The 19,488-nt window shown below is 61.5% G+C and carries 16 protein-coding genes and 2 pseudogenes; 14 read left to right on the top strand and 4 right to left on the bottom strand.

All coding sequences use genetic code 11. From position 1 onward, the window contains the following. Positions 1-108: 108 nt before the first annotated feature. The 3 genes from U1701_RS16950 to U1701_RS18760 all read left to right on the top strand — a co-directional run bounded on the left by U1701_RS16950 (position 109) and on the right by U1701_RS18760 (position 4,110). On the top strand, positions 109-2,577 hold the full coding sequence (locus U1701_RS16950) for a TonB-dependent receptor (protein WP_332783759.1): 2,469 nt from the start codon (positions 109-111) through the stop codon (positions 2,575-2,577). An 83-nt stretch (positions 2,578-2,660) separates the two neighbouring features. Next, positions 2,661-3,542, top strand: a complete 882-nt coding sequence (locus tag U1701_RS16955; protein WP_332783760.1) for a tyrosine-protein phosphatase — start codon at positions 2,661-2,663, stop codon at positions 3,540-3,542. Positions 3,543-3,735: 193 nt separating this feature from the next. After that, a complete protein-coding gene (locus U1701_RS18760; protein WP_443026085.1) occupies positions 3,736-4,110 on the top strand; it encodes a histidine phosphatase family protein in 375 nt (124 codons plus the stop codon). 184 nt (positions 4,111-4,294) lie between these two features. On the opposite strand, the pseudogene U1701_RS18765 reads toward U1701_RS18760, so the two are convergent. Together U1701_RS18765 and U1701_RS16965 are read right to left on the bottom strand one after the other, a co-directional pair. Next, positions 4,295-4,414 (bottom strand): annotated as a pseudogene (locus U1701_RS18765) (IS66 family insertion sequence element accessory protein TnpB); the annotation flags it as partial. Positions 4,415-4,719: 305 nt separating this feature from the next. Beyond that, positions 4,720-5,667 (bottom strand): alpha/beta fold hydrolase, encoded by a 948-nt coding sequence (locus U1701_RS16965; protein WP_332783762.1) that lies wholly within the window; start codon positions 5,665-5,667, stop codon positions 4,720-4,722. 151 nt (positions 5,668-5,818) lie between these two features. On the opposite strand from U1701_RS16965, the gene U1701_RS16970 reads away from it, so the two are divergent. Continuing rightward, complete coding sequence (locus tag U1701_RS16970; RefSeq protein WP_332783763.1) at positions 5,819-6,346, top strand: TetR/AcrR family transcriptional regulator; 528 nt, start codon at positions 5,819-5,821, stop codon at positions 6,344-6,346. A gap of 149 nt (positions 6,347-6,495) precedes the next feature. Here the strand turns inward: U1701_RS16970 and U1701_RS16975 are convergent, their stop codons facing one another. Further along, positions 6,496-7,155, bottom strand: coding sequence for a TetR/AcrR family transcriptional regulator (locus U1701_RS16975; protein WP_332783764.1), 660 nt, complete (start codon positions 7,153-7,155; stop codon positions 6,496-6,498). A 131-nt stretch (positions 7,156-7,286) separates the two neighbouring features. Between U1701_RS16975 and U1701_RS16980 the strand changes: the two genes are divergently transcribed. Further along, a complete protein-coding gene (locus U1701_RS16980; protein ID WP_332783765.1) occupies positions 7,287-8,249 on the top strand; it encodes an alpha/beta hydrolase family protein in 963 nt (320 codons plus the stop codon). A gap of 260 nt (positions 8,250-8,509) precedes the next feature. Further along, a complete protein-coding gene (locus tag U1701_RS16985) occupies positions 8,510-9,742 on the top strand; it encodes an ABC transporter permease (RefSeq protein ID WP_332783766.1) in 1,233 nt (410 codons plus the stop codon). Between the two features lie 68 nt (positions 9,743-9,810). Here U1701_RS16985 and U1701_RS16990 read toward each other — a convergent pair whose 3' ends face one another. After that, positions 9,811-10,023 (bottom strand): hypothetical protein, encoded by a 213-nt coding sequence (locus U1701_RS16990; RefSeq protein WP_332783767.1) that lies wholly within the window; start codon positions 10,021-10,023, stop codon positions 9,811-9,813. A gap of 75 nt (positions 10,024-10,098) precedes the next feature. On the opposite strand from U1701_RS16990, the gene U1701_RS16995 reads away from it, so the two are divergent. The 8 genes and pseudogenes from U1701_RS16995 to nhaA form a co-directional block, all read left to right on the top strand. Beyond that, positions 10,099-11,772: an EAL domain-containing protein gene (locus U1701_RS16995; protein ID WP_332783778.1), complete on the top strand. Its 1,674-nt coding sequence runs from the start codon at positions 10,099-10,101 to the stop codon at positions 11,770-11,772. Positions 11,773-11,783: 11 nt separating this feature from the next. Continuing rightward, positions 11,784-12,227: a BLUF domain-containing protein gene (locus U1701_RS17000; RefSeq protein ID WP_332783768.1), complete on the top strand. Its 444-nt coding sequence runs from the start codon at positions 11,784-11,786 to the stop codon at positions 12,225-12,227. Between the two features lie 189 nt (positions 12,228-12,416). Further along, a complete protein-coding gene (locus U1701_RS17005) occupies positions 12,417-13,136 on the top strand; it encodes an EAL domain-containing protein (RefSeq protein WP_332783769.1) in 720 nt (239 codons plus the stop codon). A 306-nt stretch (positions 13,137-13,442) separates the two neighbouring features. Further along, positions 13,443-14,240, top strand: a complete 798-nt coding sequence (locus U1701_RS17010) for an alpha/beta fold hydrolase (RefSeq protein WP_332783770.1) — start codon at positions 13,443-13,445, stop codon at positions 14,238-14,240. Positions 14,241-14,605: 365 nt separating this feature from the next. Then, positions 14,606-16,198, top strand: coding sequence for a Na+/H+ antiporter (locus U1701_RS17015; RefSeq protein WP_332783771.1), 1,593 nt, complete (start codon positions 14,606-14,608; stop codon positions 16,196-16,198). 8 nt (positions 16,199-16,206) lie between these two features. Continuing rightward, positions 16,207-16,680, top strand: a pseudogene (locus U1701_RS17020) (IS3 family transposase); the annotation flags it as partial. A gap of 244 nt (positions 16,681-16,924) precedes the next feature. Further along, a complete protein-coding gene (locus U1701_RS17025) occupies positions 16,925-17,947 on the top strand; it encodes a potassium channel family protein (protein ID WP_332783772.1) in 1,023 nt (340 codons plus the stop codon). A gap of 367 nt (positions 17,948-18,314) precedes the next feature. Continuing rightward, positions 18,315-19,488: Na+/H+ antiporter NhaA (gene nhaA / locus U1701_RS17030; protein WP_332783773.1), on the top strand; the 1,174-nt coding region annotated here is incomplete at its 3' end.

A 19,488-nucleotide genomic window follows, 5' to 3' on the forward strand; every position in this document is an offset into this window, starting at 1 on the left:
CTCCTCTCTCCTTCACGAGCACATTGCCGACGCGCGTATTAACATACAAGTGTCACGGCATTGACATACAGCCGTTCTAGTCGGGCATCGAAATCAATGGGGGTCCGCATGCCAAATTCCAGTTTCTCGAAGCGTTTGCTACGTGCCGCCGCCGCGGGGGCGTCGCTGTTCGTCCTTGCCAGCGGCTCAGCGGGGCTGGCCCAAGTCGCACCTGTTACGGCACCGGAAGCGGCGGAGCCAACGGAGGGATTGCAAGACATCGTCGTCACCGCGGAGAAGCGGCCCCAAAGCCTGCAGAAGACCCCGATTTCCATCTCGGTAATGCGCGGCGACGATCTGGTGAACCGCCATGTCCAGTCGCTCACTGATCTCGGGGATGGCGCGATCCCTTCACTGCGCGTCGCGCCGTTCTTTTCGCGCCCCGGTGCACTGATCGTCAACATTCGTGGCGTCGGCGTGCTGTCCGACAGCAACCAGCCCGCACGTGACCAAGGCGTCGGCATCTATATCGACGGCGTTTACATGGGGCGTCCGCAGGGACTTGGCGCCGCGCTCTATGACATCGAGAATATTGAAGTGCTAAAGGGTCCGCAGGGCACCCTGTTCGGCCGCAATACAGAAGGTGGCGCAGTCAACATCGTCACGAAGCGACCGAGTGGCAAGTTCAAGATGAACACGACCGTCGGCGCTGGTAATTTCGGCAGCTACAAGGCGGAAACGCATATCGACTTACCGGAATTCAACAATATCAGCATCAAGCTGGACGGGGTGGTCACCCACCGCGAAGGTACAGTCAAAAATCCCCTTAAGAGCCAGTCGGACTTCAACGGCTTTAGCAAGCGCGGCGTGCATGGCGAGATTTTATGGAAGCCATCGTCGGACTTCACCGTCGATCTGGCGGCCGACACCTCCTACGACGCATCGACGACATTGTACCAGCAGCAGATATCGGCGGGCACCAACAAGCTCGCCGCTGCGGCCAGGCTTCAGCCTCACCGCGCCAAGGAGGCTGCAGTTGGCACGATCGAACAGCCGAGCATTGGCAAATCGAGCGGCGTCCGACTTAACCTGGAATGGCAGGCAGCACCCTCGCTGATGCTCAAGTCGATCTCCGCCTATCGCAAGCTGACCCAGAGCCAGTTCGACAACGCCTCGGTCGCCACCTCCATGCAGCAGGCGGTCACGACGGCAAACCCGAACGGTGACTTCAACCGTCCGTCGACGGTCACGACGCCCGGCACCGGCTTCGTCACCAGCTATCCCGGCTTCGCCTTCGGCCGGTACAGCTTGGCCTATTTCAAGCAGGACCAGATCAGCCAGGAGCTGCAGGCGATCGGCGAGTTCGGCGATCAACTGCAGTATGCCGTCGGCGCGCTCTATTATCGGGAAAAGGTGTCGGATAACGCACAGGCGTACAACACCAACGCCTTCCTGGATGCCGCCGGCAGCACTTACACCGTGCTCAATATCGATCCCGCAAACCGCGCGATCGATCGCGCCAGCCATGTCAAGACAACCAGCATCGGCGCTTATGGACAGGCGACCTACACACCGTCGATCCTGAACGACCTGGTGCACCTGACGGGCGGCGCGCGCTGGACACGAGACGAGAAGGTGGGCGCGCTGACTATCGTCAACAACGTCGCACCGATTCTTCCAATCAACGGCGTGAACGTGCAGGCACCGATCGGATTGGACGCGCACTGGTCGCGTGTCGATCCGATGGTCAACCTCGCGATTGACGTCACGCGGGACGTGCATGTCTATGGCAAGTGGAGCACCGGCTATAAGTCGGGCGGCGCAAATTCCCGGGCGACCGACTACAAACCGTTCAACCCGGAAACGGTCTCCATGTTCGAAATCGGTGCCAAGACCGAGTTCTGGGACCACCGGGCCCGCTTCAACATTGCGGCTTATGCAGGCACATACAAAGACATCCAGCTCGACTTCAGCGGCCTATACGAAGACGTGGTCAACGGCGTTCGTGTCACGACGACCCGCACGACGACCAACACGGTCAATGACACGGGCAAGGGCAAACTGAAAGGTATCGAAGCAGAATTCACCCTGGCCCCAGTCACTGGCCTCACCTTGTCGGCCAGCTATGCTTATAACAGCGTGAAAATTCCGGACGCGCTCAATCCATTCCCGCAGACGGGTGGCGTACTCATTACTGTGCCGATCCCGATCTATCAGGTCTACACCCCGAAAAATTCGGCAAGCGGATCGATCGATTATGCATTTCCGCTGAATGATGTCTCGCTGCTCTTTCACCTCGATGGCAATTATGACAGCGGATACTACGGCGCCTACACCGATTCCGCCTATGATCCGGTGACGCGGGCCGTTACCTACAAACAGCCTAAGGGCGATTCCGGGCTGGTCTTCAACGGTCGGATCGCCGTCGCCGATATCGACATGGGGAATGGCGGTACGAAGCTGACCGTATCGGCCTGGGCTCGCAACCTGTTTAACGAAGAGCATGTGTTCCTGAAGTCGGGCGCTCCCACAACCGGCGTCGCTGGCTTCTTCAACGAAGCCCGCACCTTCGGCGGCGAAGTCAACATGAAGTTCTAACCACTAATACGGATCCGCGCGCGCCTTCCGGTTCTGGAATGGAGCGAAATGACCGTTAAGCTGCGTCCGAGGATGATGATGCCATGATCAAGATGAAGAACCTTATCCTTTCCAGCCTCGCGCTGGTGCTTGCGGCGCCAATCGCGTCGCCTCTCGGCGCCCGCGGGCCTGTAGTCGCCATTCCACAGCCGCCGGTGAAATCGCCGCATCAGCGCCTCCTGCCGCTCCAGGGCGGCCAGAACTTCCGTGATCTCGGCGGCTACCGCACCGTCGGCGGCCGTACGGTACGGTGGGGCCTGCTCTACCGTTCCGGCTCAATGCATAATCTGACGGTCGCGGATTATGGTTATCTTGGCAAGCTCGGCATCCGCGCTGTGTGCGACTTTCGCGCACGCGAGGAACGTCAGGTCGAGCCAACCAACTGGCCTGCGGGCAAGTCGCCGCGCATGCTGGCGGATGATTACAGTATGAGGACCATGGGTGGGGGCAATTTCGATCTCACGAAAATCACCCCGGAACAAGCCAAGGGAGCCTTGGCGGCGATGTATCCGTCAATCCTGACCCAGTTCAACGGTCAGTATCGTCGCATGTTCGCGGAGCTGCTCTCCGGCAACGCGCCGCTCGCCTTCAACTGTTCGGCCGGCAAGGACCGCACCGGCATCGCCGCCGCCCTGCTGCTCACCGCCCTCGGCGTACCGCGTGAGACGGTGATCGAAGACTATCTGCTTTCGAACCGCTATTATCACCCCGAGCGCGCCGGTCCGTCTGCCGACCAAGGGGCGAACCCTTGGCGCAATATATCTCCAGCCGTGATGCGGTCTCTCTCGGGCGTGAACCGTGACGCGATCGAAGCCGTCTTCAAGATCACCGACCGCCATGCCGGGGGAACCGCCGGCTACCTTCGCGACGAACTTGGGCTTGGCGCGCCCGAGATTGCTAGCCTGCGCCGGATGTACACCGCCTGAGCCCCAAGTGGCGGCGTTGCCGGTCTGCGACGCCGCCTGTCGACGCGAAGTCATCGTTACGAATGTCTGGACGTAAACATTGCGAACGTCAGCATGGCTCTGGATAGCGGCCGCTTTTGTGTCCGGGGCATGCGGCACGAGGGCTTCAGCCGATCTGCCCGCCGAGTTGCGCAAAGGGGGATATGTTTTGTTGATGCGACACGCGCATTCGCCGACGGAAGCGCCCACGCCATCAGCTGCAGATCCGGCAAACACGAAACGCGAACGTCAGTTGGACGCCGAGGGCAAGATCCAAGCGCGCCAGTTCGGACAAGCGACGAGAAAACTTGGTCTCCGTTTCCGCCGGATTCTGAGGAGCCCGGCTTTCCGAGCCCGCCAGACCGTGAGGCATGCTGGGCTGCGCGAACCTGAAATCGTTCAAATCCTGGCGATGAGTGACCAACAAACAATGATGGTTGCAGCAGACGGTTTGTCGGGCGGGCAGTTGCGTGCGCTTGCTGCGCAGCGTCCGCGCGTACCCGGTCGCCTCCCGGATGCGGGCGGACCAAGTCTTCTGCCGGTGCGGTAGGTGGCGACGGCTTGGCGGGTGCCGATGCAGGCACTTTCGGCGTCAGCGCCATGTTCGGCTCGGACGCGACCGCGTCCGTCATCACGCCATACGAAATGAATTGCAACGGCTCGCTTGCGATGCTCTCCGCCTTCCGCTGCGCCGACCGCCAGTTATAGATAAGGCTCTCCGCGATGCCGAGCCGCCGCGACACCTCGCGCACCGTCACGCCCGACACCGACGCCTCGGCGACCACCGCCGCCTTCTCCGCCTCGCTGTAAATCCGCCGGCGCTCCTTCCGGGTGATAACCTCCATCCGCCCCATCTACTTACCTCCTTCTGGACTCCAGAAGGAGACCACCGCAGGCCCAGACATCGACCGCTACGCCGAACGCCGCAACACGCGGGTCACCGGACGCTTACGCCTTCGAGGACCTGCTCGTCGTAATGCTGGTGGTGCAAAACTCAGCACATTCGCGACAAAGCGCGGCAGACGCCGTCGACGATCAAGAACGTGCAGTGCGTCCCCGAGGTCGGGGTGGTCGGCAAAATGTTAGCCCTGTCGCGCAATGCGGGAGGCTCGTTCAGCATTAAAGACAGACGAACCTCACGCACATGCATGCATGCAGCTCAGCTCAGCTCAGCGCGATAAGCCTCCAGGAAAGGCAGCAACAGCGCCAGCAGCGCTTCCGGTTTTTCCTCCGGAACGAAGTGCCCGCAATCAGGAATTACGGCACAGCGAACATCATCGGCGACGCGGCGAAGCTGCTCTTCCACCGCACCCCCGCACGCCAATGCGCCAGCAAAACCCAGCACTGGCATTGTCAGCCGGGTCTTCATCCTCTCGCGATTGGCCGGGATGTCGTCGTCGATCGCCCGGTAATAGTCGAAGCTCGCGCGCAGCGTACGACGATCGCTTTTGATGAGGTCAATGTAGAAGGCGCGGATGTCCGCTGGGATCGGGTTCGGCACGGGGATTTTGGTGAACTGATAGTCGAAGAAGATTTCCTCGCGACCAGCCACCAGCTCCTCGGTCACGCCCCGCACGCGGCAGAAGTTGTTGTGCCACAGGAAGTCGTTGAGCGGTCGCTCGTCAGGGATCAGAGGCGGGGAGACGGCGACGCCGGGAATAATTGCCTCGCCCAGCGCGATCCGCGCAATACGCTCCGGTTGGTCTGCCGCCATCGCGTAGCCGACCCACATGCCGCAATCGTGGCCGACCATTGCGAAGCGTTCATGTCCAAGCGCGGTCATCAACCCGAACAGATCGCGGCCAAGCGTCCCCTTGTCATAGCCATTCTCAGGTTTGTCCGTGATGCCGAGACCGCGAGGATCGGGTACGACCAGGGTGAACCGCTCGGCCAGCGGCAGCATCACGTCTCGCCAAATGTACCAGTTCTGCGGCCATCCGCCGAGCAGCAGCAGCGGCGGGCCCTCGCCTCCAATCACGGTGTGCAGCTCGATCTCTCCGGTCGGCACACGGTAGCTCTCAAACACGTCGGCGAAGCCCGCCGGCAGGCTCGGAACTCCGTGGACGGAACCGAACCCGGCTACTTTCGGGAATGGCGTACGAATCATGTAATACGGTCCTTGTGTTTAGCGATCGCTACAGACTAGGACGTTGCCTTTCTGTGTCAAGCTGTGTTTAGTGATCGCTATGGATAAGCCTCGCCAACGCCGTTCTGCAGGCCCACGCAGCTTCGACCGAGCTCAAGCGATCGAAACCGCAATGCGCCTGTTCCGACGCCACGGGTACGAAGGCGTGTCGATCGCCAATCTGACGACCGCAATCGGCATCGCGCCGCCTAGCCTCTACGCGGCCTTTGGAAGCAAAGCGGGCCTCTACCGCGAAGCGCTCGATCTCTACGCAGGCCTGCCAGGTGCGCTGGACGGCATGGACGGTGCCGAGACGCTGGAGGCGGCGGTGGCTGGGTTATTCGATGCGGCGATCCGGGCAGTAACGGTCGAGGAGCGCGGTTGCATGATCTCTACCGGCCTGATCGAAGGCGCCATCGAGCAGCAGGAACTCGCACTCGAGTTGTGCGAACGCCGGCGCGCGCTACGCGACCGTGTCGCGAATGCCCTATCACGCTGGCTTGAACGAACCGAGGCAGAGCGGATGGCAGCGTACCTGTCGGCCGTGCAGCAGGGTATATCGGTGCAGGCACGGGACGGCGCGACGGTGGAAGAGCTGTTGCGTATCGCCGACGAAACCGTCGCAGGCATTGTCGCCAGGCGGATCACTCACGCCTCGTGATCTCCTTGCCGACATGCTTAGCCGGATAGCCCCGCTGCCGCGGTTATACTGTCGCGAAAAGCGGGACATACGCGACAAGAAATCAGCACTTCCGCGACAAGCTCTGGCATTTCGCAACACACGCGAACTCCAAGCCGGACTGGCTTTCATCAGGGGTCCAGAGATGTCTGATTTCTCGCGTGTTCGGGATCGGTAGAATGGACTGACGCCTTTGATCCGTGACGCAGCCCATCGATCAGCAGATCCAGCATCCGCGCGGTGTGTGCCGCGCCGTCATCGCCGCTCGCGACGGACAGGTTTCCAATCGCGCGCAGCAGGTCATAGGGCTCGATATCGGCGCGCCCTTCGTTCGCCGCAGCCGCCGCGGCGAGCAGGGACGCGAGGGCAGGTTCGAACCGAGCCCTGAAATACGCAGGCAGCGGACCGAATGCCGGGTCGCCCGAGTGCAAGGCGGTTGCCAGCCCCTTCTTCGTTCCCAGGAATACGGAGTAGCGTCTCAGCCAGCGCGCCAGAGCCTCGCCTGGCTGATGGTCCGCTGCCAGGGTGCTGGCTTCCGCGGCGCAGGCATCGACTTCGCGTCGAAATACCGCCGCGATCAGGTCCGAGCGCGTCGGGAAGCGGCGATACAGCGTCCCCATGCCGACGCCGGCTCGCGCCGCGATCTCCCGAACCGTCGCGTCGACGCCGGACTCGGTGAAGACGGCCTTAGCCGCTTCCAGCACGGCATCCTCATTGCGCCGCGCATCGGCGCGAACACGCCGCTTCGGCGTCGCATCGCTGTCAGTGGCTGCGTTCACGTCGTCCGCCAAACGCGTCTCCCGTCTTTGTCGCTTGATATGCGGAGCATTGCTCCGCATATGGGTGTCATGCGGAACATTGCTCCGTATCCCTGATGTAGGCGATCTGCCCGTTGCCGCCAACAAGAAGCGAGACACGATCCATGAACAACCTCATCGACAAGGCTCGTCACCTGCCGATCGGCGACGCGGTCACCACAATTTCGATCAGTCCCGTCACGCTTCCCGCACCGGGGCGCGGCGCGCCATTGGAGCTCCGGATCACAGCTCCAATGAATGGCAGCGACCTGCCCGTGGTTCTGCTGTCGCACGGGCACGGACCCTCGCTCTACATTCCCTCAAAAGATGGCTATGGACCGCTGGCCAACTTCTTGGCGGAGCACGGCTTTGTTGTTATTCAGCCGACGCACCCTAACTCCAAAGTGGGCGGCCTCACCCCTGATGCGCCGGGTGGTCCGCTCTTCTGGCGCGAACGCGTCGGGGATATGACGTGCATCCTCGACCAGATGGAGGCGATCGAGGCCATGGTGCCGGCGATTGCCGGTCGGCTCGACTACGGCCGGATCGCTGCGATCGGCCATTCGCTGGGTGGCCATACCGTCAGCGTCCTGCTCGGCGCACGGCTGACCGCTTCCGCAGATGCTGCGCCCGGCGTTGACATGCGCGAACCACGGATCAAAGCGGGCGTGCTGCTCGCCGTGCTGGGTCGTGGCGAAGACTTGAACGGGCCAATGGGGCTGCGCTATCCCGCGCTCGGCCTCGACTTCTCGACCATGACCACACGAACTTTGGTGGTGTTCGGCGACAGCGATGCCAGCCCGCACCTGACGGAGCGCGGTGCCGACTGGCATGCCGATCCCTATCATCACGGTCCGGGAGCAGACTGCCTGCTGACCCTCTTCGGAGCAGGGCATGGCCTGGGCGGGATCGCGGGGTACGACGCGAAGGAAACCGACGATGAGGATCCAGATCGCCTCGCGGTCACCCAGCGCATGACATGGGCCTATCTGCGTTCCACGCTGTATCCCGGCGACCCAGCATGGGTGAACGCGTGCAAGGCGTTAAAGCACGAAGCAAGCGACATCGGCCAAGTTGACTACAAGTGAGCTAGCAGCCTGTTGCCCTCACTGAGGGCGACAGGCCATTCCGCACCGGGTAGCAGGCCCGAGTTGTCGCACAAGCGACGACATACGCAACGTCCGAAACTCAGCATATTAGCGACACTGGGTGGTGGTGGCCCTACTTGGGCGAAAAGTGCCGCTTTTAGCACGCACTGATGGTCGTTCATCCTAGCGCCTACCGACAGGATCGTACCATAAGGTCGCGCTTCTGTTTCTAGGATGCAGGCGTTGCTGGAAGGATGTCCTTGCTCACGACTTTCGAGAAGCTTCTTGCCTCGCGCTTCCTGGTCCCTGGCGCAGGTGGGCGCTTAGCACTGCTCATTGCGGCGATCGGGTGCGCCGGCATCATGATCGGCGTCGCGTCGTTGGTTTTAGTCGTGAGCTTCATGAATGGCGCCGAGGTCCGACTTGCAGGGCAGATCGCGTCGGCGGACGGCCATCTGTTCGTCAGTGGTCCGAGGCTTCGGATTGCTCGCCCGGCCGAGGTGCAACGGACGCTTGAATCCATTCGCGGGGTGCAGGCGGCAACCGCATCGCTAGACGCTTCCGGTCTGATTACCGCTGGCGGAAGGTCATTTGCGGCTGACCTGCAAGGTGTGCAGCCGTCGCAGATAAGCGTCAGCCCTCTGTTTAACGGCTCAGCACACAGCATTGCAGGCGCTGCTCCCACGAGCTCAGGAACGATGGCATTGGGGAGCGATCTCGCGGACAGGCTTGGGATTGCTCCTGGCGATCACGCAGCGATAACGATGGTCCGCTTCGATCGTGATGGACTTGCTGTCGACAATCACGATCTCGCCGTCTCCAGCGTCGTAAGCACGCAGGTACAGTCGTTCGACAGTCGCCGCGTCATAATGCCGATCGCCGACCTTCGAGCGATCCTGAGAACGGACAGTGTCGCCAGCAAAATCAATGTACGACTCAGCGATCCTGAACACCAAGATGCGGTTGTAGCGACCATCAAGGAACGACTGGGGCCGGGCTATACGGTTGCTACCTGGCAGAGCATGAACGCAACTCTGTTCACGGCGCTGGCGCAGGAACGGCTGGCCATGACGTTGATCATATCGTTGGTAACGCTCATCGCCTTGTCGAACGTACTGTCGTCGATGGTGATGCTGGTTCGCTATAAAGTGCGCGAAATTGCTATTCTTCGGACAATGGGCATGTCGCGATACTCCACGGCAAAGGTGTTCATTGTCGTTGGCGTGACAATCGGCCTCGTCGGCGAGCTGGCTGGTTTGGCACTCGGGTTCGGTCTGAAAGCCGCCAAAGATCCGATCACCGCCGGAATCAGGGCGATGATGGATCACCCGCCTATCGAGCTCGACGTCCTGCTTTCTCTTCCCTTGGTAATCTCTCCCACCGAGATTGCCTGGGTCGTAGCGCTGGTTGCGATCGGCGTCGTGACCAGCACAATTTACCCAGCTCTACGGGCAGCTGCTGTGGATCCAGCTTCTGTCCTCAGACACACCTAGCTCCGTCGCAAAAGGCGGGACATACGAGACATCCGAAACTCAGCACTTCCGCGACAGGGTCATGGCAGCTAGCGCTCTTTTCGGCCGTTCAGCACTGCTCCTGCGACCTTCAAAACCGGACGCCCATTTAGAAAAGTGAAGTCGCCTTCGCGACCGAGATTAAGGATCCAGCCGCTTCGTCCCCGATCCAAATATCCGTTGGCGTTTAACCGTATCTCGACCGCGATCAGGTATCGCTGTCGTTCAGCGGCATCGAGAGTGTTGCCGGCGTTCTCGCCCAAGCGGCCGGCGGAGATCTTACACGCTGCCGCAACGTCAACTCTTCGTTGAGCATTCCGGCGTAACCATCCTGCGTGATGGAGAACAAGCCCGTGACAATTGCTAGCGGCGTTCAAGAATTCCTGAGAGTGCTGCAACCCCGCACCTCGGCGCTACCGGAAATGGCGACAGCGGTGTTGATCCTCAATGAGGATCGCCACGTCGAGTACGCCAATGCGAGTGCGGAAGCTCTTTTCAGTCCGGTCGATCCGATCGGCTGCACGCTGGCAGCCTTGTTTGCGAGTTGTGGCGCAACTGGCGGCGATAACGTGCTCGCGGCCGAGGACGCCGACGTGGAAGTGGCGCCGATGAGGCTCCAACTTGCCGACGACCGTCTGCTTGATTGCACTCTCCGTTCGCTATCGAGTGGCGGCTTCGTCCTGAGCATGGACGATGTCACGACCTATGTTCGTAATGCCGAACTCGCTGATCGAGATGCCCTTACAGGTCTTGCCAATCGGAAGGCGCTGAGAGAGCGGCTTGTGGAACGCCTCGCCGCCGCAGCGCGAAAAGGTCAGGCAACGGCCGTGCTCTATGTTGATCTCGACCGCTTCAAGGCGGTGAATGACACGTTGGGACATCCTATCGGCGACGCACTGCTCCGGAAGGTTGCGGAGCGTTTTAAGAGCGCGCTTCGCGACGGCGACATAGTGGCGCGCATAGGCGGCGACGAGTTCGCTGTTATCCAGTCCGACGCGCCACAGCCGGCGGCCGCGACAGCGCTGGCGTCCCGTCTGGTTGATCTGATCGGCCGTGCCTATGCGGTCGAAGGCCACATGCTGCACATCGGTGCGAGCGTCGGTATCGCGATTGGGCCGGGAGATGGCTCTGAGCCGGACGCCTTGCTCAAGAATGCCGACCTTGCGCTCTACCGCGCCAAGGCAGACGGGCGTGGCTGCCACCGCTTCTTCGAGTTGGGCATGGATGAGCGTATGCAGGCGCGGCGGGCCATGGAGGTTGACCTTCGACGCGCCTTGGCTCTCAAGCAGTTTGAACTTGTTTACCAACCGCAATTCAATCTCGCCTCAATGGCGGTCGTGGGTTTCGAGGCGCTTATCCGCTGGCACCATCCTGCGCGTGGGGCTGTCTCCCCTGGCGAATTTATTCCGCTTGCCGAGGAGATTGGCGTCATCACAGCCATCGGGGAGTGGGTTTTGCGCACCGCCTGCAAGCAGGCTGCCAGCTGGCCATCGTCGGTGACGATAGCCGTCAATCTGTCACCGGCTCAGTTCCGCAACGCCAAGCTCCTGGAAACGGTCAAATCGGCGTTCACCCAGGCTCAGTTGCCGCCTGAGCGTCTCGAGCTTGAAATCACGGAACGTGCCCTTCTCGACGACACCGATGCTGCACTCACTGTACTGAACAATCTGCGTGAGTTCGGCGTCGCTGTGTCGATGGACGACTTCGGCGTCGGTTACTCGTCGCTAGGTCACCTCCAGAAGTTCCCATTCGACAAGATTAAGATCGATGAGTGCTTCGTCCGAGATATCGAGGCCCATGCGGATCGACGCGCGGTCGTCCGTGCCGTGATCACCCTTGCCGGGACGCTGGGCATGAAGACGATTGCCGAGGGCGTCGAGACCGAAGCCGAACTTGCCTGCCTCCAGGCCGAGGGTTGCCAGGAGGTCCAAGGGTACCTCACCGGACGACCTATGTCGGCCGAGGCGGCCTCCGCACTGATCGAGCCCGCGCCTCTCGCGCTTGCTTCCTGAGGAGACATCCGATGTCGAACGACCTTTACCGGCTGGTGTACTACAGCCGCAATGCCATCACCGGGGATGCGGAGGCGGTCGCAAGCGAGATTGCCGCGATTTTGGCGAAGAGCCAGGCGAACAATGAGCGCGTCGGCGTAACCGGCGCGCTCATGTTCAATTCCGGATGCTTCGCCCAGGTACTGGAGGGCTCACAGTCGGCCGTTGAAGAGGTATTCGAGCGCATCCAGCAGGACGAGCGACATGGCGATGTGTCCTTGTTGGCGTTCGATCCAGCACCCGAACGAGCGTTCGAGAATTGGTCGATGGGCTTCGTCGGGTCGTCGATAGACGATGCGGCGCGCTACAGTGGGCTCGCCCAAGACACCGGCTTCGATCCTGCGCGTATGACCGGTGAAGCACTGTTCGCAACGTTGCATAGCCTGGCGCTTGAAGAAGAGCACGCGGCTGCGTGAGGTCGATAAAGGCGCTCGCAAGTCGTTGGTCAGCACGGCTGAGGAGTGTATCGCCTTGCTGAGAAATCGTGCCTTGAAGCTGTTCATCTATGCCGCCGAGGTATGCACTTGACGGAACTGGACGCAACGAGCCGGCGCCTAACGTGCTCAGGTTGCCGGGAAGGCCGCGAGATCGGCTTCGAAATTGCTATGGCATTCCAGCCGATTGTAGATCTGCGCTCTGGATTGCCGTTCGCCTACGAAGCGCTGGTTCGCGGACCGCAGGGAGAGAGTGCGGCAAGCGTTCTTGCTCAGGTGACCGACGAGAACCGCTACGCGTTCGATCAGCGTTGCCGCGTCGCCGCAATCGAGGGCGCAGTCAAGGCCGGGATCCTGGATACTGAGGCAAGGCTCTCCATCAACTTTCTGCCGAACGCGGTCTACTCGCCCGCGGCCTGCATCCAACTGACGCTGAAGACCGCCTCCGCAGCGGGCTTTCCAACCAATCGCTTGATCTTCGAGTTCACGGAGAACGAGAAAATGGTTGATCCTGCCCACATCGCGGACATCGTGGCGACCTACCGGAAGATGGGGTTTGGTACCGCGCTCGACGATTTCGGAGCGGGGTATGCAGGGCTCAGCCTGCTCGCCCGCTTTCAGCCCGATATTATCAAGCTCGACATGGACTTGGTCCGCGGCGTCGATGTGAGCACACCGCGCCGCATGATCATCGAAAGCATGGTAACGCTGTGCGAGAAGCTGGGGATCATTGTCATCGCCGAGGGCATTGAGACCGCTGCCGAGTTCGCGACGCTGCAAGCCATCGGGATCCGATATGTTCAGGGCTATTCGTTCGCCAGGCCCGGTTTTCGCGTACTGCCAGCGATCGATCTCGGTTCGGCTCGTGGGATGGCCCATCGGAGCAAGTGAAACGATCACTTAAACAATATTCTAGCTAATTCTGCTTCAAAGCAATTGGGTCGCAATTCACCAGGTTGCGCCATCACGCTGTCGCAACAAGGGCAACATACGCGACACCGGAAAGTCAGCATTTCTGCGCCACAGCTGGAAACGCAGCTCACTCCCATTTGTGGACATCAATTGTCCGCGCTGGTTCCGCGGAGTAGGTTGTTTGATTGACTCTGTGGCACTGAGCATGTTGGCTGCCTGTAACTAGCTGGCCCCACGCATGGATCCTGATCGTTGAGCCTCTTTACGTAACAAGGGCAATACGCGATGAACCAAATCCAGCGCGGCACCGGTCGCAAGTTGCTGCTTATCCATGGTCTAGGCGGCAGCTGGCGGTCGTGGAGCACCATTCTGGAAGCGCTCAGCGCCAACCGCATGGTGATCGCGATTGATCTTCCGGGACATGGCGCGACCCCTGCGGAACACGATAGCGGAACTTTCGACGGGCTGGTCGACAGCGTTCAGCGCTACATCGTGCACAACGAGCTGGTTGGGATTGACGTCGTCGGCAGTTCAATGGGCGCGCGGTTGGTGCTCGAACTCGCTCGACGCGGTGTTGTCGGCAATGTCATCGCGCTTGATCCGGGCGGGTTCTGGCGCGGGTGGGAGCGCACATTCTTCAAGACCACCATAGGCGCTTCGGGACGTTTGCTGCGAGCGATCCGGCCCGGTCTGCCAATGCTGAGCCGGAATGCGGCGTCGCGCACTGCACTGCTGGCCCAGTTGTCCGCGCACCCATGGGCGCTCGATCCGCAGATCGTGGCGACCGAGCTCAAGGGTCTTAGTACGACGCCGACCTTCGATTCTTTGGTCGATAGCCTTGCGACGGGTCCCGAGCAGACCGGACCTGCTGCCGACAGCACCGGCGGGATCGTGATCGGGTGGGGCAAGCACGACAGGCTCTGCCTGCCGAGACAGGCGGCGCGTGCGATGGCTGCATTTCCTTCTGCGCAACTGCACTGGTTCGAGTCCAGCGGCCACTTTCCCATGTGGGATATGCCCGACGAGACGGTCAACGTGATCCTTCACGCTACCCAGTCAACAGTGGACGTTGTTGGCGGATAGAGGCTGCGCCTAGTTGACCCAAAGTCGGTCACTCGCGGACCTGTTGCGCAACCCGGAACCGGACATTGGCTCAGGGTATGCTCCGGCTACCGAAAGGCGGCGGACGGCTTGGCTGCCGCAAAAGTGGGTGCCTGTCGCCGCCATTATCGGACGAGCTGGTTTTCAGCAAGTTCGGACATGCCGCTGTCGCAAAAGCGGCGACATACGCGACGTCCGAAACTCAAGAGTCTCGCGACATAGCTGCCGGACTCGCTGAGAGTAGCTCATGCAGTGAAGCGATTTTGCGGAACGGACGATATGCTGATCGGGTTGAGCTTCTATATCTGCCGCTAACCGGCGCTCTCCGTTTCGAAGGTGCCGGCCTTATGCATACGTTCGAGCTGTTGCTCGTGCTCGTCGCAGCTTCCGTGGGGCTCGCATATGCCGCAGAGCGGCTGCATGTCCCGCTAGCCGTTGCACTCGTGTTCGGCGGTATGGTGCTGGCGTTCGTTCCCGGTATCGGCACGGTCGAACTCGACCCGGAACTGGTACTGGCGCTTTTCCTACCGCCCCTGCTTCAGGCTAGCGCCTATCGAACCGATTGGCCGGCGTTCCGCTTCAACCTGCGACCAATCCTGTCGCTGGCGCTCGGCGCAGTCTTCTTCACCGCGGCTGCAGTGGCGATCGTTGCCAAGCTCCTCTTGCCCGACCTCCCCTGGTGGGCAACGATCACGCTGGGCGCGATCGTTGCTCCGCCGGATGCGGTTGCCGCGGCCGCTGTACTCAAGCAGGTAAAGCTGCCCAAGCGCATCGTCACGGTGCTGGAAGGCGAAAGCCTCATCAACGATGCCTCCTCGCTCGTCCTGTACCGGTGCGCTGTTGCCGCCACGCTCGCGGGCACGTTCAGCTTCGGCGAAGGGGTCCTTCAGTTTTTCGCCGCAGCGATCGGCGGCACGCTGGCCGGGTGGCTCGTCGGGCGTGCGGCCATGTGGATCTTCGCACGCCTCGAAGACACGCTGCTCGACATCACCGTCAGTCTGCTGGCCGGGTTTTTCGCGTACTTCCTCGCCGAGGAAGTTCATGTGTCGGGCGTGCTGGCGGCGGTCGCCTGCGGGCTTGTGCTCGGCCGTCGTCAGCACGCTGCCTTCACCGGGGAGACGCGGCTTGGCCTGTCGACGGTGTGGGGCTTCGTCGAATTCTTACTTACCGCGCTCGTGTTCATGCTCATCGGCCTCCAGCTGCGCGGCATCGTCGAACGTCTGGAAGGGTATGACGCACAAAGCCTCGGCCTGATCGCACTGGCGGTTTCGGTCACGCTGATTGTCAGCCGCTTCGTCTGGATCTTTCCGGCGACTTTGCTCCCCCGTTTGCTGTCTCGGACGACGCGGGACGCGGATCCGATGCCTCCATGGAGCTATCCGACCATATTGTCCTGGGCAGGCATGCGCGGGGTGGTCAGCCTGGCGACGGCGTTGGCCCTCCCCGCCCGCTTTCCGGGCCGTGACATCATCGTCTTCCTGGCTTTCTGTGCGATTTTCGCAACGCTGGTCCTGCAAGGTACGACGCTCGGCTGGGTGATCCGTCGTCTGGGGCTTGAACAGGAGGAAGTAGGATTACCCGAACCGGATACCGCCAAGGCGCGTGCCGAGCTTGCCGTCGCATCGCTGGATGCGGTGCAGGAGCATCTTGACAGCGATGCCTCGGAGCATGGTGAGGCGGCGGCAGAGTTGGTCGAGGAGTATAAGGTGCGCGCCGAGCGGGCGAGCATCGAGGGGCAGGACGTGGAGACCAAGATCGATCAACTAGTTGCCCAGCAGCGCTTGCGCCTCGTCGCCATCGAAGCTGCGCGCGAAAAGCTGATGGAGCAAACTGACCAGATCGATGCCGAGGCGCACCGGGCACTTGGGGAGGAGCTCGATCTGGAGGAGCAGCAGATCCACCGCGCGCTTGGCGACACGATCGACCTTTCGGTTAAGTGAGGGCGTACACTTACATCCGCACGATGGAAGGCTTCGCCTATCTGGCGGTCGTGCTCGACCTCTACTCCCGTCGCGTGGTGGGATGGTCGTTGCAAAGCCGTCAGACAACCGATGTGGTTTTGCAGGCCCTGCACATGGCGGTCTGGCGGCGTAAGCCTAAGAACCGCGTGCTGATCCATTCGAATCAGGGTTCGCAGTTTACCAGTATAGACTGGTCTGCCTTCATCAGGGCTCACAATCTGGAACACTCCATGAGCCGGCGGGGAAACTGCCACGATAAGGCCGTCGCCGAGAGCTTCTTCAATCTCCTCGAGCGTGAGCGCATTCGGCGACGCACCTATAACGCGCGCGAAGAAGCCCGGCAGGACGTGTTCGATTACATCGAGATGTTTTACAACCCGATCCGCAAGCATGTCAGGAACGGGATGCTGTCGCCCGTCGAGTTTGAACGGCAGCAGGCTTTGATGGCTCAAGGCGTCTAGAAAACTAGGGGCTATTCACACGTCGTGGTGGAAACGACGGTCGACGATTGCCGAAATCGTGACCGAATTACGCACTTTGAGTCCCCCAAGTCGATATCCGAATACAGTCCCTCGATTGAACCCATCAGCTTTGTACGGCCACGCCACGAGCATGCGCTAAGCGCACGTCGTTGCGAACGCTCAGGCTCACCCGAAAACATTTGAACGCCTTCACAGTGCGTGATTGCCGTTGCAGAAGCATCGCATGCACACCGACGACGCCGATACCGTGCACTACCGACTGCGTCGCCAGAGCCGAACGCCGGTGTGGCTGGCCTTGTCGTGGCGCGCACTGGTCGCGCTGGGCCTGATCGGTATCGCGCTGGCCGTCCACTGGTTCGACCGGGAGGGCCTCCGCCAGAATTCCGGCGCGCCAGTGACCTTCGCCGATATCCTGTATTTCACGATGATTACCGTGACGACGGTCGGTTATGGCGACATCGTGCCGGTGACGCAGCAGGCGCGGATGTTCGATACCTTCGTGGTCACGCCAATCCGGCTGTTCGTGTGGCTCATTTTTCTGGGAACGGCGTATGATTTCCTGCTCAAGGGCGTCTGGGAGAAATGGCGTATGTCGGTGATCCAGCGGCACCTCGAGGGCCATGTCGTCGTAGCCGGTTTCGGCACGAGCGGGTCCGAGGCGGTCAGCGAGCTCGTCCGGCGCGGTGCCGATCCGGGCATGATCGTGGTGATCGACGAGGATGTGTCTGCGCTGCGCACCGCCGAGGGCTTTGGGACGACCGTGATGGAAGGCAACGCAACGCGCAACGCCGCCTTGGAAGCCGCCCGTCTCGCGAGTGCGCGCGCCCTGATCGTCTCCGCCGGTCGCGACGACACGTCGATCCTGATCGTACTGACGGCACGGCGGATCGCGCCGGAGCTGCCGATCAGCGTGGTGATCCGGTCCGAAGATAACGAAGCAATCGCACATCAAGCAGGTGCGACCGTGGTCATCAATCCTGCCAGTTTCGCCGGCCTGCTGCTCGCCGGTTCGACGCACGGGCCGCACATCGCGGATTACATGGCCGATCTCGCCGCGACTGGCGGGCGGGTTGCGCTGCACGAGCGCACCGTGACCGCAGACGAGGTCGGCAAGCCGCTTGCCGACATCGCGACGGGGCTTGGCCACCGGATCTATCGCGGGCATCAGGATTTCGGCTTCTGGGAACCCGAAGCGCGCCGCCTGGAGGCGGGTGACCTTATAGTCGAGGTCGTTCCTCGCCACTGATACGCCGTATCCCGGCATCTAATATGCTGGCCGTCGCGATGCCGACGGCATAGTCCGACCGTCCATGCCGCGAACCCTGATCACCCTCGATTATGGGAACGGCTGAGAGCACAGGCACCTGACATTTTCGGCAAAATTGCTCGCCGTCCTGCAGACGCGGCGAAAATGCGCGCCGAACACACGCTTTCATTCGAAGGCGATCGTGGGGCATGGCGTATGACCGACTCGTAGCGGGCTTCGCTCGCCTATCGGGTTGTTCGGGCACGGGTACGATGCGATAGAGCGCGCGGGTGTTCGCGTGTCGGTGCGGACAGGTTTTTACGCTGGTCGGGCCGCCAACGACAAACCTGTTTCCGGAGACTTCATCATGAGCCGACCGCGCTCTGCAATGCCAAGCTCGATTCGCCGTTTCCTCGAAAGCCAATCCTCGGCAGGGTTGGTGCTTATGGGAGCCGCGGCTCTAGCGCTCATAATTGCCAACTCGCCCCTCGGGCCGAACTACGAAACCATTCTTCACATGTATGTCGGGCCGCTGTCGGTCGGGCACTGGATCAACGACGCGCTGATGGCGGTATTTTTCCTGCTCGTCGGCCTGGAGATCAAGCGCGAGATGCTGGATGGTCAGCTTTCGACCTGGCCGCGTCGCGTCCTGCCGGGGATCGCCGCTGCTGGCGGTATGATGGTCCCCGCCTTGGTGTATCTCGCGCTCAACCGCGGTCCGACCGCAGCCGGTTGGGCTATTCCAGCTGCCACGGACATCGCGTTCGCACTCGGCGTGATCGCACTTCTGGGCAACCGGGTTCCCGCGTCGCTCCGGGTATTTCTGGCAGCACTCGCGATCATCGATGATCTTGGCGCCGTGATGATCATCGCCGCGTTCTATACGGCAAAGCCGTCGCTACCGGACCTGGCCGGGGCTGCTGTAGCGATCGCGGTTCTGATAAGCTTCAACCGCTTCGGCATCCGCCGCCTGACGCCCTATCTGCTGGTGGGCGCGGTCCTTTGGGTCCTGATGTTCCGTTCGGGCATCCACGCGACCCTCGCGGGCGTCGTGCTCGCGTTGACGATACCGATGCAGTGCACGCCCGGTCGTCCGGACGGGAACTCCGACAGTCCGTTGCACAGGCTCGAGCATGCGCTGCACCTGCCGGTCGGCTTCATCGTCGTGCCGATATTCGGTTTGGCCAATGCCGGCGTGGCAGTGCTCGCCCTGCCCGCCGAAGCCTTGGTCGCACCCGTCACGCTCGGCGTTGCGCTGGGGTTGCTGATCGGGAAAGTCACGGGCGTATTCGGCTTTGCCATGCTGGCCGTTCGTCTCGACCTAGCGGATATGCCAGCGCACGCAGGGAAGCGGCAGCTGCTGGGGGTCGCATTGCTATGCGGGATCGGCTTCACGATGAGCATCTTCATCACCTTGCTAGCATTCCCGGGGAGCCAGATCCTGCAGTCGGAAGCGAAGCTTGGTGTGCTAGCCGGTTCGTTCGTCTCGGGTCTTCTGGGCTACGCACTGTTGCGCAGCGTCGGTGCCGCGCGGCCGAAGG

This window comes from Sphingomonas rhamnosi (assembly GCF_036663615.1).
Lineage (GTDB): Bacteria > Pseudomonadota > Alphaproteobacteria > Sphingomonadales > Sphingomonadaceae > Sphingomonas.

What these genes read in the sequence shown, in the direction of transcription:
- U1701_RS17005 (WP_332783769.1), top strand. Translation starts at nt 12,417, where the DNA reads ATGGCATTCCAGCCGATTGTAGATCTGCGCTCTGGATTGCCGTTCGCC.
- U1701_RS16955 (WP_332783760.1), top strand. Translation starts at nt 2,661, where the DNA reads ATGATCAAGATGAAGAACCTTATCCTTTCCAGCCTCGCGCTGGTGCTT.
- U1701_RS17015 (WP_332783771.1), top strand. Translation starts at nt 14,606, where the DNA reads ATGCATACGTTCGAGCTGTTGCTCGTGCTCGTCGCAGCTTCCGTGGGG.
- U1701_RS16965 (WP_332783762.1), bottom strand. Translation starts at nt 5,667, where the DNA reads ATGATTCGTACGCCATTCCCGAAAGTAGCCGGGTTCGGTTCCGTCCAC.
- U1701_RS16950 (WP_332783759.1), top strand. Translation starts at nt 109, where the DNA reads ATGCCAAATTCCAGTTTCTCGAAGCGTTTGCTACGTGCCGCCGCCGCG.
- U1701_RS17025 (WP_332783772.1), top strand. Translation starts at nt 16,925, where the DNA reads ATGCACACCGACGACGCCGATACCGTGCACTACCGACTGCGTCGCCAG.
- U1701_RS16970 (WP_332783763.1), top strand. Translation starts at nt 5,819, where the DNA reads ATGCGCCTGTTCCGACGCCACGGGTACGAAGGCGTGTCGATCGCCAAT.
- U1701_RS16995 (WP_332783778.1), top strand. Translation starts at nt 10,099, where the DNA reads ATGGAGAACAAGCCCGTGACAATTGCTAGCGGCGTTCAAGAATTCCTG.
- U1701_RS17000 (WP_332783768.1), top strand. Translation starts at nt 11,784, where the DNA reads ATGTCGAACGACCTTTACCGGCTGGTGTACTACAGCCGCAATGCCATC.
- U1701_RS17010 (WP_332783770.1), top strand. Translation starts at nt 13,443, where the DNA reads ATGAACCAAATCCAGCGCGGCACCGGTCGCAAGTTGCTGCTTATCCAT.
- U1701_RS18760 (WP_443026085.1), top strand. Translation starts at nt 3,736, where the DNA reads ATGCGACACGCGCATTCGCCGACGGAAGCGCCCACGCCATCAGCTGCA.
- U1701_RS16980 (WP_332783765.1), top strand. Translation starts at nt 7,287, where the DNA reads ATGAACAACCTCATCGACAAGGCTCGTCACCTGCCGATCGGCGACGCG.